Source organism: Glycomyces xiaoerkulensis, from assembly GCF_002798405.1.
GTDB lineage: Bacteria > Actinomycetota > Actinomycetes > Mycobacteriales > Micromonosporaceae > Glycomyces > Glycomyces xiaoerkulensis.
Window position 1 is genome coordinate 19,295 of record NZ_PGGV01000017.1, and the last position, 12,230, is coordinate 31,524.

A 12,230-nucleotide genomic window follows, 5' to 3' on the forward strand; every position below is an offset into this window, starting at 1 on the left:
ATCGACCGCACCGCGACCGAACGGTTCGAGACCGACCGGGGGCGACTGGCCGCTCTGGCCTACCGCCTGCTCGGTTCGGCGGCCGACGCCGAGGACGCGGTGCAGGACGCGTTCGTCCGCTGGCAGGCCGCCGACCGGGAGTGCATCGAGTCGCCGGAGGCGTGGCTGACCAAGGTCGTCACGAATCTGTGCCTCGACCGGCTCCGCTCGGCGCGGGCGCGGCGCGAGCGCGCCGCGGGCGACCGGCTGCCCGAACCGCTGCTCGAGGGCGACCCGATGCTCGGCCCGGCCGAGACCGCCGAGCAGCGCGAATCGGTCTCCCTGGCCGTGCTGACCCTCATGGAGCGTCTCTCACCGGTGGAACGGGCCGTCTACGTGCTGCGGGAGGCGTTCTCGTACCCGCACGCCGAGATCGCCCGGATCCTGGACATCACCGAGTCCGGCAGCCAGCAGCACGCCCACAGGGCCCGCCGCCGCGTCGCCGCCGCGCGGCACGACACCGAAGTCGACCGCGCCACCGCGCGCCGGATCGTGGAGGCGTTCCTCGACGCCGCCGCCTCGGGGCGCACCGAGGAGCTGGTCGAGCTGCTCACCGAGGACGCGACCGGCTTCTCCGACGGCGCCGGACTGTTCGAGCACCCGATGTGGTTCGCCACCCGGGAGCGGGTGGCGACCGCCTTCCTCCGGGGCTTCAAACCGTCCGATGCCAAGCGGCGGCTGGCCGGCGGGACCCCCGCGATCCACCTCGACCGGGTCAACGGCGCCCCCGCCGCACTCGCCGTGGTCGGCGACCGGGTCGTGGGCGTGGTCGCATTCGACATCAGCGACGGCGGGATCGCGGCCGTGCGCGGCTTCGCCGCCCGGGACAAGTGCGTCAGGATCACCGCCGCCTGGCGGGAACGCGAACCGGGGGATCCGTTCATCGCCCGGTGGTGACCGGGTTCATAACCGGCGTCTGTCAGATTTCGCTACCCCGTCCGGTTCAGGGGACGAACCGACCGAGACAGGAGACAGACCATGAAGCACCGCATCGTCGTTCTCGGGGCCGGATACGCCGGAACCACCGCCGCCGGACGCCTCGCCCGGCGGTTGCACCCCGACGACACCGAGATCACGCTCGTCAACGCCGAGGCCGACTTCGTCGAACGGGTCCGCATGCACCAGCTCGCGACCGGCCAGGACCTCAAGCGGCGCCGGCTGGAGCAGATGCTCGACGGCACCGGGGTGCGGGTGCGGATCGCCCGCGTCACCGCCGTCGACCCCGAACGCAGGACCGTCGCGCTCGCCGACGACGAGCTCGCCTACGACACCCTGGTCTACGCGCTGGGCAGCACCGGCGCCGACCGCGGCGTCCCCGGCGTCGCCGAGCACGCCCACCAGATCGCCGGCCGCCGGTCGGCACTGCGGCTGCGCGAGCGGCTCCAGGGCCTGGCCGCCGGTGGAACGGTCATGGTCGTCGGCGGGGGGCTGACCGGCATCGAGGCCGCCACCGAGATCGCCGAGGCCCGCCCCGAGCTGGAGGTGGCCCTGGCCACCAGGGGCGGCCTCGGCGACTGGCTCGCCCCGAAGGCCCGGCGGCACCTGCGCGGGGTGTTCGGCCGGCTCGGCATCACCGCTCACGAGCGGACCGAGGTGGCGCGCGTCGAGGCCGGCGGCGTCGCCACCGGCGAGGGCCGGGCGATCGGCGCGGACGTGACCGTGTGGACCACCGGGTTCGCCGTCCACCCGATCGCCGCCGCCAGCGGCCTCGAGGTATCGGACTCGGGGCAGATCGAGGTCGACCGGACCATGCGGTCGGTCTCGCACCCGGAGGTGTACGCGGTCGGCGACGCCGCCCGTGCCGAAGGGCCCGGCGGCAAGCCGCTGCGCATGTCGTGCGCCTCGGGCACTCCGGCCGCCTGGCAGGCCGCCGACGCCATCGCCGCTCGCCTGGCCGGTCGGGAGGTCCCGACCGTGCCGATCCGGTACTTCAACCAGTGCATCAGCCTCGGCCGCGGCGACGGCATCATCCAGTTCGTGACCGCCGACGACCGGGCTAAGTCGGCGGTCCTCAAGGGCAGGTCCGCCGCCCGCTTCAAGGAGCTGATCTGCAAGGGCGCCGCTTGGGGCGTGGCCAACCCGACCTTCGGCAAGCCGACCCGGCGCCGCCGCCTGTCCGAGCGGTCGGCCTCCGGCAGCGAGGCGGCGGCCGCGTAGGCGTCGCGTCAGGCGGCGACGATCCGCGGGTGGAGGTCCTCGGCGGGCGGCTCCCAGGAGTCGACGTCCACCGGGGACTGCTCCCCCGAGCGGATGTCCTTGATCTCCGGGTCCTGCCCGCCGTCTCCGGGGAAGAGCACGAACGGGATGCCGCGCTTGTCGGCGAACTTGATCTGCTTGCCGAACTTGGCCGCCGACGGCGACACCTGGACCGGGATGCCGCGGGCGCGCAGGCGCCGCGCCAGCGCGTTCGCGTCCGCGCGGCCCTCCTCTTCGGCGAGCGCGACCAGCACGCAGGTCGGCACCTCGCGGGTGGCGCTCAGGGCGCCGGTGCTCAGCAGCGGCACCAGCAGCCGCGAGATGCCGATCGACAGGCCCACGCCCGGGTAGGTGGTCCTGCCGTCCGAGGCTAGCGTGTCGTAGCGCCCGCCCGAGCACACCGAGCCGAGGCCCTCGTGGCCCTCCAGGACGGTCTCGTAGACGGTGCCGGTGTAGTAGTCCAGGCCGCGGGCGATCCGGAGGTCGGCGACGACCAGGCCGGGGGCCTCCTGCTCGGCGGCCGCGACGACGGCGGCGAGCTCCTCGAGGCCCTCGTCCAGCAGCGGGTCGGTGACGCCGAGGGCCCTGACGCGGTCGGCGAACGAGGTGTCGGGGGCGCTGATCCCGGCCAGTTCGAGGCAGGCGTCGGCCTGGTCGGGGCTCGCCTCGATCTCCTCGACGAGGAGCTTGCGGACCGCCTCGGGTCCGAGCTTGTCGAGTTTGTCGATGATCCGCAGGGCCGCTTCGGTGTCGCCGATGCCGAGGCCGCGGTAGAAGCCCTGGGAGAGCTTGCGGTTGTTGACGTGCATGCGCACCGGCGGCAGCGGCAGGCCGCGCAGTGCGTCGGCGATGACCAGCGGGATCTCGACCTCGTAGTGCGCCGGCAGCTCGTCGCGGTCGACGATGTCGATGTCGGCCTGCCAGAATTCCCGGTATCGGCCCTCCTGGGGGCGCTCGCCGCGCCAGCAAGGCTGGATCTGGTAGCGGCGGAACGGAAACTGCAGCTTCCCGGCGTGTTCGAGGACGTAGCGGGCGAACGGTACGGTCAGGTCGAAGTGGAGGCCGAGCCCGGCGTCGCCGGATTCGGCGTCGGCCTGGAGCCGCCGCAGCACGTATACCTCTTTGGACGTCTCGCCCTTGCGCAGGAGCTGGTCCAGCGGTTCGACCGCGCGGGTCTGGATTCCGGCGAAGCCGTGGAGTTCGAAGGCCCGGCGGAGATGGTCGACCACCTGCTGCTCGACGATGTGCTGCCGTGGCAGCAGTTCGGGGAATCCCGAGAGCGGCTGGGGTCGTGGCATGGCTGTCTCCTGGTTCGGGCTGGCTGCGTTCGGATTGACTGACCGGCGGGCGCGGGTCAGCGGCGATGATGCTCGGCGGCCTGCCGGAGGAACGGGTTGGACGCGCGCTCGGTGGCGATGTCGGTGCGCGGGCCGTGGCCGGGCAGGACGATCGTCTCGTCGGCGAGCGGCAACACCTTGTTCTCGAGGCTGTCGCGCATCTGGGTCTCGCTGCCTCCGGGGAGGTCGACCCGGCCGATCGCGCCGGCGAACAGGACGTCGCCGCTGAGCGTGTAGGGCGTGGCCTCGTCGCCGGTGGTGTGGAACATGGTCGAGCCCTGGGTGTGGCCGGGGGCGTGGTCGACCTTGAAGCGGATCCCGGCCAGGTCGAGGACGCCGCCGTCGGGGAGGATCTCGACGTCGTCGGGCTCGGTCCAGTCCAGGCCGGTGCCGAACATGGCGGCGGTGCCGGGGCCGAAGCCGCGGGCCGGGTCCTCCAGCAGGTGGGTGTCGTCGGCGTGGATGTAGGCCGGGACCTCGTTGGAACCGCAGACGGGCGCGACCGAGAAGGTGTGGTCCAAGTGCCCGTGGGTGAGGACGACCGCAACCGGCTTGAGCCGGTGCTCGGCGAGGAGGTCGTCGAGGCGCGGCTCGATGCCGATGCCGGGATCGACCACGACGCATTCGGAGCCGCGGCCGTCGGCCAGTACGTAGCAGTTCGTGCCGAACGCGTCCGCGACCAGCGTCTCGATGAGCACTCGGGTTTCCCTCCTTCGCCGCGCCTCAGGATACACCCGCGGGGGTGGGTGACGCCGCTGACAATCCACCGGCAATGCCCGGATACACTCCAATCCGCGTAACCCCAGAACGTACCGGGCCGTCATGCGGCTCGTAAGCTCTGCCTAAACCGGTATTTCGAGGAGGCCCCGCAGTGCCCGCCAAGTCCAAGCACATGGAGCGGCGCAAGCAGCGCATCGCGAACGCGAAGAAGAACGCGCGCCTGGCCGGCAAGATGCGGCGGCGGCGCCGACTCCAGGCGACGCTCGGACTTCTGGTGATCGCGGCCCTGCTCACTCTCGGCTACCTGTGGCAGAGCGGCTTCTTCGACGAGGAGGAGCCGGTGGACCCGGCCACCGACGTCCCCCCGACGGAGATGACCGGCCTCCCGACCGAGGAGGCCCCGGCCGAAGGCGACCAGGAGCCCCCGGCCGACGAACCGACCGAATAGCAGCCCCGCACCGCCCACGACTTCGAAGGAGAACCGACGGTGGCGTCGAAACAGGCTCAGCGGATTGCCGCCCGCGCCCAGCTCCAGCAGCGCATGGCCGAGAAGGCCGAGGAGGAGAAGAAGCGACGCACCGTCCTGTGGAGCCTCGGCGGGGTGGGGGCGCTGGTCGTCCTGGTGGTGGCCGCCTGGATCACCTTCGGGATCGTCTCCGGCGACGACGAGGACGACGGCGAGGCGGCCGAGGCGCCGACCACCGCCCCGGCGGAGGAGGAGCCCGCCGAGGAGGAGCCCGCGCAGCCCACCGACGGCCTGCCGGCCCAGGAGGTCATCATCGACTCCCTGGCCATGAGCGAGCCCGAGTCGGGCGCGACCGCCGAGTGCGAGTACAGCCCCTCCCAGGGCTCCGAGGGCGCCGAGACCCCGCCGGCCACCCAGCCGGCCGCGGGCACCCAGGAGATGACGATCGAGACCGGCCTGGGGACCATCACCGCCGACATCGACACCGAGGCGGCGCCCTGCACCGCGGGGGCCTTCACCTACCTGTCGGGGCAGGGCTACTTCGACACCTCGCAGTGCCACCGGCTCACCACCGAGGGAATCTTCGTCCTCCAATGCGGTGATCCCACCGCGCGCGAAGCGATCGAGGCCGGCATGCCCGAGCAGGCCGGTACGGGCGGCCCGGGCTTCCAGTACGCCGAGGAGAACCTCCCCGAGGACGGCGAGAACAACTACCCGGCCGGGACCATCGCGATGGCCAACGCCGGGCCCGGGACCACCGGAAGCCAGTTCTTCATCGTCTACGACGACTCCACGCTGAGCCCGGCGAACTACACGATCCTGGGCGAGATCACCGGCGGTCTCGACATCGTCGAAGAGGTCGCCGACGCCGGGGCCATGTGATCCACCCGCCCGGCCCCGCCGCTGGTCCCCGCTACGATGTGCACCTAAGCTTGAGGAGCGGGCAGGCAAGCCGCGGCGAAGCTTGCAAGCCGTGCATTGGCACAGCGAGTGGCAGGAGGCGACGGTGGTGACCGAACGAGCCGCAGGGCCCGGCGGCAAGTCCCCGGGCACCGAGACACAGGCCTCCGATTCCTCGGAGGCCGTCTCGGTCGGCCCTCCCACCGGCCGGCGGATGCGCGCGAGACTGGCGCGCTTCAACGCGCCCTGGCAGTCCTCGACGCTCCCCGAGGTGCTCGAGCCGCTGGTGGCGACCCACCGGGCTGCGCACCCGCGCGCCGACGTACGGCTGCTGCAGCGGGCCTACACGCGCGCCGACGAGCTCCACAGCGGCCAGTTCCGCAAGTCCGGGGACCCCTACATCACGCACCCGCTCGCGGTGGCATCGATCCTGGCCGAGCTGGGCATGGACACCAACACGCTGGTGGCCGCGCTGATGCACGACACGGTCGAGGACACCGAGTTCTCCCTTGACGAGCTCTCAGAGGAGTTCGGCGGCGAGGTCACGCTGCTGGTCGACGGGGTCACCAAGCTCGACAAGGTGAAGCTCGGCGACGCCGCCAAGGCCGAGACGATCCGCAAGATGGTCGTGGCGATGGCCAAGGACCCGCGGGTGCTGGTCATCAAGCTGGCCGACCGGCTGCACAACATGCGCACGCTGACGTTCCTGCCGCCCGAGAAGCAGGAGCAGAAGGCCCGCGAGACGCTCGAGATCCTCGCGCCGCTGGCCCACCGGCTGGGCATGAACACCATCAAGTGGGAGCTGGAGGACCTGTCGTTCGCCACGCTCTACAAGAAGCGCTACGCCGAGATCGCGCGGCTGGTCTCCGAGCACTCCCCGCAGCGGGAGATGCTGCTGCAGCAGGTCACCGCGCAGGTCAAGGAGCAACTGAAGGAATCGCGGATCAAGGCCGAGGTGTCGGGCCGGCCGAAGCACCTGTACTCGATCTACCAGAAGATGATCGTCCGGGGCCGCGATTTCAACGACATCTACGACCTGGTGGGACTTCGCATCCTGGTGGAGAGCGAGCGCGACTGCTACGCCGCGCTCGGGGTGATCCACGCGAACTGGCAGCCGGTGCCGGGCCGGTTCAAGGACTACATCGCGATGCCGAAGTTCAACATGTACCAGTCGCTGCACACCTCGGTCATCGGGCCCAACGGCAAGCCGGTGGAGCTGCAGATCCGGACGTGGGCGATGCACCGCACCGCCGAGTACGGCATCGCGGCGCACTGGAAGTACAAGGAGACCAAGAACTCCACCGTGGCCGGTCCGCCGGCGCACATCGACGACATGGCGTGGCTGCGGCAGTTGCTGGACTGGCAGCGCGAGGCCGCCGACCCCTCGGAGTTCCTCGACGCGCTGCGGTTCGACCTGGCCTCCTCCGAGGCGTACGTCTTCACCCCCAAGGGCGACGTGATCGCCCTTCCGGCCGGGTCGACGCCGGTGGACTTCGCCTACGCCGTCCACACCGAGGTCGGCGGCCGGTGCATCGGCGCGCAGGTCAACGGCAAGATCGTGCCGCTGGAGTCCACGCTGTCCAACGGCGACGTGGTCGAGATCTTCACCTCGAACTCGAAGGAGGCCAGCCCCAGCGAGGACTGGCTCAACTTCGTCAAGAGCCCGAGGGCGCGCACGAAGATCAAGCAGCACTTCAAGCGGGAGCGGCGCGAGGAGGCCATCGAGCTCGGCAAGGAGGAGCTCACGCGGGCGATGCGCAAGCGGCGGCTGCCGATGCAGCGCATGCTCTCGCACGACAACCTGACCTCGATCGCCAAGGACCTCAACCTCAAGGATGTGGAGGCGCTGTACGCCGCGCTGGGCGAGCGCCACTTCGGCCCCACCCACGTGGTGAACCGGCTGCTCGAGCTCCAGGGCGGCGCCGAGGGCGCCACCGAGGACATGGCCGAGGCCACGGCCCCGACCCAGCCGGCGCGGATCGTCCCCGAGGAGCACGGCGACATCCACGCCGCGGTCACGATCGCGGGCATGAACGAGGGCGACATGCCGGTGCGCCTGGCGCACTGCTGCAATCCGATCCCGGGCGACTCGATCATCGGCTTCGCCACCCGCTACCACGTGGTCAGCATCCACCGCCGGGACTGCGAGAACGCCGAGGAGCGCGTCGAGCTCCAGCCCGACCGCACGGTGGAGGTCCGCTGGTCGGAGGAGGACGAGAAGGCGACGTTCGTCGCCACCGTGCAGGTCGAGGCGCTGGACCGGCACCGCCTGCTGGCAGACGTCACCCAGGTGCTGTCGGGCGAGCGGGTGTCGATCCTGTCGGCGACGGTGACCACCACCCGCGACCGGGTGGCTCTGTCCCGGTTCACGTTCGAGATGGCCAACCCCGAGCATCTGGACCACATCCTGAAGGTGATCCGCAAGATCGACGGCGTCTACGACGCCTACCGCCTCACCGGCGCCGATTCCAAGTCCTGAGCCTCGTCCGGCAGTCGGGCGCTCTCTTCGTCGACTGGCCTCCCAGAGCCGCTCCAGTCCCTATAGTCACAGGTGACACCCGCTTACCGAGGAGGTACTGGCCGTGGGATTCGGAGACAGGTTCGAGGAAATGAAGGACAAGGCCGGCGAATACGCCGAGGACGCCAAGGACAAGGGGGAAGAGCTCTACGAGAGGGCCAAGGATTCGCCGCTCGGCGAGAAGGCGGAGGAACACGCCGAGAGCGCGAAGGACCGGGCCGAAGAGGAGCTGTCGAAGTTCAAGCGCGACGGTTAGGGCCGCCTTGTCCTTATTCCTTCCCGAACGTCACGAGGGCGTGCGATCCGGCCGGATCGCACGCCCTCGGTCGTGTCGGGGGTCAGCGGCGCTTCTTGCGGCGCTGCCGACTTCCGGAGCCGCTGGGGCGGGCGCCCGGGCGCGGGCCGCCGCCGCCTCCGCCGCCGCTGCGGCTGGCGGCGCCGGCCGTGGCGGGCTCGGGGTCGAGGACCTCGAGTTCGACTTCGTCGCTCCGGTCGGCGGTCTTCGGCCGCGCGGTCTCGTCGTCGTCGCCCTTGCCGGCCCGCTTGTTGGCGACCTTCTGGTTGTGCTTCTTGTAGACCGGGCTGCGTTCGGCCATGTCGACCACCCACGGGGCGGCCAGGAATACTGAGGAGTACGTACCGGTGATGATGCCGACGAACAGCACCAGCGCCAGGTCCTTGAGCGTGCCGACGCCGAGCATGCCGACGCCGATGAACAGCAGCGCCCCGACCGGCAGCGCGCCGATCAGCGAGGTGTTCAACGAACGCATCAGGGTCATGTTGACCGCGTCGTTGACGCCTTCGGCGAAGGTCTGCCGACGCGACTGGAGCAGGTTCGAGGTGTTCTCCTGGACCTTGTCGAACACGACCACGGTGTCGTACAGCGAGTAGGCGAGGATCGTCAGCATGCCGACCATCGTCGACGGCGTGACCTCGAAGCCGATCAGCGAGAAGATCCCGGCGGTCAGCAGCAGGTCGTGGCCGAGGGCCCCCAGCGCGGCGACGGCCATGCGCCGCTCGAACCGCAGCCAGATGAACGCGGTGATGAGGATCAGGAACACCACCAGCGCGATGAGCGCCTGCTGGGACACCGCGGCGCCCCAGGTGGCCGAGACCTCGGAGACCGAGATCTGGTCGGAGCCGACCCCGACCTCGTCGGCCATCGCCTGGCGCGCCTCCTGGGAGGTGTCGAGGTCGGTGACGGCGGTGCGGATGATGAACGACTGGTCCTCGCCGGAGCCGGCCATCTGCCCGGAGGCGATCTCGACGCCCGCGCCCGCGGCGGCGGCCTCGACCTCGGTGAGGGTCGCCTGGCCGGTGTCGGGGACGTTGTACTGGTTGCCGCCGGCGAAGTCGATGCCCATGACGAAGCCCTTGACGAGCATGACGGCGATGCACGCGGCGATGAGGACCGCCGAGAACAGGTACCAGCGGCGCCGTTTGGGTATGAACTGGAAGTCGTTCTCGCCTCGGTAGAGCTTGCTCCACACGGAGCGCGGCTTCTGGGCGTTCTTCTGCTCGGTGCTCATGGATGCTCCTTAGCCGCGCGAGGCCGCTTTGCCGGGGACCGCGAGGGTCCGGGTGTGCAGGCCGGAGAGGTGGACGTTGTTCAGCAGCTTGCCGCGGGCCAGCCATTCGGCGATCGGGTGGGTGAACAGGAACACCACCATGACGTTCACGAGCGTCGACAGGCCGAGCGCGAAGGCGAATGCGCGGACCGGGCCGATCGCCAGCATGTACAGGACCAGCGCGGCGATGATCGAGATGGCGTTGGCCGACAGCAGCGTGCGCCTGGTGCGGACCCAGGCCCGCGGCACGGCCGAGCGGGCCGACCGGCCGCCGCGCATCTCTTCCTTGATGCGTTCGAAGTAGACCACGAACGAGTCGGCGGTGATGCCGATGGCGACCACGAACCCGGCGACGCCGGCGAGGGTGAGGGTGAGGCCGATCTGGGAGCCCAGGAGCGACACGGTCGGATACAGCACGACGGTGGCGGTCAGGAGGCTGCCGAGGACGATGAAGCCCATGACCCGGTAGTAGGCCAGGCAGTAGAGGAACACCAGCAGGAGCCCGATCGCCATGGCCAGCAGGCCGGCCTCGAGCTGGACCACGCCGAGGGTGGCGGTGACCTCGTTGATGGTCTCGACGACGAAGTTGATCGGCAGGGAGCCGAAGTTGAGCTGCTCGGCCAACTGGTTGGCCTCCTCGGAGGAGAAGTCGCCGGAGATCTGGGTCGAGTTCCGGGAGGCCTCCCGGATGGTCGGGGCACTCACGACCTCGTTGTCGAGGACGATCGCGACGTCCTGTCCGACGTTCTCCTGGGTGAGGGTGCCCCACCGGTCGGCACCGTCTGCGGTGAACTGGACGTTCACGACGAACCGGTTGAGGTTGGCCTGGTCGACGCCGACGTCGGCTTCGGCGACGTCGGAGCCGACCACGTCCGCCGGCTGGAGCAGGAACTTCTCGGAGTAGGTGCCGGTGGTCTCGCCGTCGGCGACCTCCTCGGGGGACGAGCAGGCGGCGACCGCGACCTCGGGGTCCTGGACCGAGCCCGGCGGGCGGGCGTCCAACTGCTCGCAGGTGATGTTCGGGACGTAGAACTGGACGTTGGCCGGCAGCACGCCGACCTCCTCGGCGGTGAGCTCGCCGAACGGCTCCAGCGTCGCGGCGGAGGCCGCGTCGGGCGCGGAGTTCAGCGACTGCGCCATCTCGGCGGCCTCGGGGCCGACCTTCTCCCACACGTCTTCGATGGTGACGTCCCCTTGCGGGGCCTGTTCGTCCTCGGGGTCGGTGGAGTCGACCTGGGCGCCGCCGGCGGCGGCGTCGTCGGTGGTGTCCTCCTGGGGCTCCTCGGAAGTCTCATCGGCGGGCTCCTGGCCGCCTTCGCCCTCGGTGGCCTCCTCTTCGGCGCCCTCTTCGGAGCCGTCCTGCTCGGGTTCGGGCAGGCCTTCGAGGCCGGAGGTGTCCGTGATGCGCTCGGTGACGATGCGGAAGCGCAGTTCCGCGGGGGCACCGACGTCACGCAGGGCCTCTTCGTCGGAGTCGCTTCCGGCCACGTTGACGACGACGTTCTCGGTGCCCTCGACGAAGACCTCGGGCTCGCTCACACCGGTGGAGTTGACGCGGCTCTCGATGATCTGCCGCGCCTGCTCCATGGTCTCGTCGTCCGGCTCCTGGTCGGAGTCCTGGAGGTAGGCCGAGAGCGTCATGGACAGACCGCCCTGCAGGTCGAGACCGAGCTTCGGGGTGGGGAACTTCAACCCCGCACCGGCCACCGAGGCCGCCCACAGCAATCCGATGACGGCCAGGAGCGCCAGGAAATAGGGGGCGACGGGCAGGCGCTTACGCTGAATCTTCTTTCTTGGGCGGTCAGCGCCCGTAACTGAAGCCAATGGTCAGTCTCTTCCTCAAGGAGTGGTCTTGGACACGCCGGTAGGCGCGGCTCATTCTAAACGGCCGCGATCTGACGCTTGTCCCGGTATGGGGGTCCCGCGGCAACCGCCTGCTGCGGAGCCGTGAACGCGCTCAGTACTCCTTGCGGTCGGACTTGCCGGAGTGCTTGTCGTCGCCGCCGCCTTCGTCGGTGGCGCGGAGGCGCTCGAGGTCCTCGTCGGTGAGCGTCGCCTCCTCCTCGGTGAGCGGGGCCGACTCCTCGGCCTCCTCGGCGGCCGGCTCGTCGGTGGTGAGGATCTTGGCGATGGCCTGGCGGGCGAACACGAGGAACACGTCGTCGGAGGCCTCGACGGTGACGGTCTCGTCGTCGGAGTCGACGACGGTTCCGTAGAGGCCGCCGATGGTCATGACGCGGGCGCCCGCTTCGACCTTGGTCTGCATTTCCTGCTGCTCGCGCTGGCGCCTCCGCTGAGGCCGGATCATCACGAAGTACATGAGCACGATGAAGCCCACGATCATGACCAGGAAGAGCAGGTTGCCGCCTCCGGCATCCTCCTGCGCGAGAACGTCTACGGCTGAGAGCACGGTGTGCCTTTCGTTGAATGTTCGGATCGATCGAGACGTGGGCTGGAAGTCTATCGCGGACGTCCCGACATATCCC

The 12,230-nt window shown here is 70.2% G+C and carries 11 protein-coding genes; 6 read left to right on the forward strand and 5 right to left on the reverse strand.

Annotated features, from left to right (window positions below; all coding sequences use genetic code 11):
• A complete protein-coding gene (locus tag CUT39_RS07630; RefSeq protein ID WP_100445435.1) occupies positions 1-936 on the forward strand; it encodes a sigma-70 family RNA polymerase sigma factor in 936 nt (311 codons plus the stop codon).
• Between the two features lie 81 nt (positions 937-1,017).
• A complete protein-coding gene (locus CUT39_RS07635) occupies positions 1,018-2,196 on the forward strand; it encodes an NAD(P)/FAD-dependent oxidoreductase (protein ID WP_100445381.1) in 1,179 nt (392 codons plus the stop codon).
• Positions 2,197-2,204: 8 nt separating this feature from the next.
• Here the strand turns inward: CUT39_RS07635 and hisS are convergent, their stop codons facing one another.
• Positions 2,205-3,533 carry a histidine--tRNA ligase gene (gene hisS / locus CUT39_RS07640; protein WP_100445382.1) on the reverse strand — a complete coding sequence of 443 codons (1,329 nt, stop codon included), beginning with the start codon at positions 3,531-3,533 and terminating at the stop codon, positions 2,205-2,207.
• 56 nt (positions 3,534-3,589) lie between these two features.
• Positions 3,590-4,270 (reverse strand): MBL fold metallo-hydrolase, encoded by a 681-nt coding sequence (locus tag CUT39_RS07645; RefSeq protein ID WP_232805654.1) that lies wholly within the window; start codon positions 4,268-4,270, stop codon positions 3,590-3,592.
• Between the two features lie 173 nt (positions 4,271-4,443).
• On the opposite strand from CUT39_RS07645, the gene CUT39_RS07650 reads away from it, so the two are divergent.
• The 4 genes from CUT39_RS07650 (at position 4,444) to CUT39_RS07665 (ending at position 8,432) form a co-directional block, all read left to right on the forward strand.
• Positions 4,444-4,740, forward strand: a complete 297-nt coding sequence (locus CUT39_RS07650; RefSeq protein WP_100445384.1) for a hypothetical protein — start codon at positions 4,444-4,446, stop codon at positions 4,738-4,740.
• 39 nt (positions 4,741-4,779) lie between these two features.
• Positions 4,780-5,640 carry a peptidylprolyl isomerase gene (locus tag CUT39_RS20690; protein WP_198586955.1) on the forward strand — a complete coding sequence of 287 codons (861 nt, stop codon included), beginning with the start codon at positions 4,780-4,782 and terminating at the stop codon, positions 5,638-5,640.
• A gap of 91 nt (positions 5,641-5,731) precedes the next feature.
• Complete coding sequence (locus tag CUT39_RS07660) at positions 5,732-8,137, forward strand: RelA/SpoT family protein (RefSeq protein WP_269799151.1); 2,406 nt, start codon at positions 5,732-5,734, stop codon at positions 8,135-8,137.
• A gap of 103 nt (positions 8,138-8,240) precedes the next feature.
• Positions 8,241-8,432 (forward strand): YtxH domain-containing protein, encoded by a 192-nt coding sequence (locus CUT39_RS07665; RefSeq protein ID WP_100445385.1) that lies wholly within the window; start codon positions 8,241-8,243, stop codon positions 8,430-8,432.
• A gap of 82 nt (positions 8,433-8,514) precedes the next feature.
• On the opposite strand, the gene secF is transcribed toward CUT39_RS07665, so the two are convergent.
• From secF to yajC, 3 genes are all read right to left on the reverse strand, one after another.
• Positions 8,515-9,705, reverse strand: a complete 1,191-nt coding sequence (gene secF / locus CUT39_RS07670) for a protein translocase subunit SecF (RefSeq protein ID WP_100445386.1) — start codon at positions 9,703-9,705, stop codon at positions 8,515-8,517.
• A 9-nt stretch (positions 9,706-9,714) separates the two neighbouring features.
• Complete coding sequence (gene secD, locus CUT39_RS07675) at positions 9,715-11,568, reverse strand: protein translocase subunit SecD (RefSeq protein WP_157930537.1); 1,854 nt, start codon at positions 11,566-11,568, stop codon at positions 9,715-9,717.
• Between the two features lie 133 nt (positions 11,569-11,701).
• Complete coding sequence (gene yajC, locus CUT39_RS07680) at positions 11,702-12,154, reverse strand: preprotein translocase subunit YajC (RefSeq protein ID WP_198586956.1); 453 nt, start codon at positions 12,152-12,154, stop codon at positions 11,702-11,704.
• Positions 12,155-12,230 lie beyond the last annotated feature (76 nt).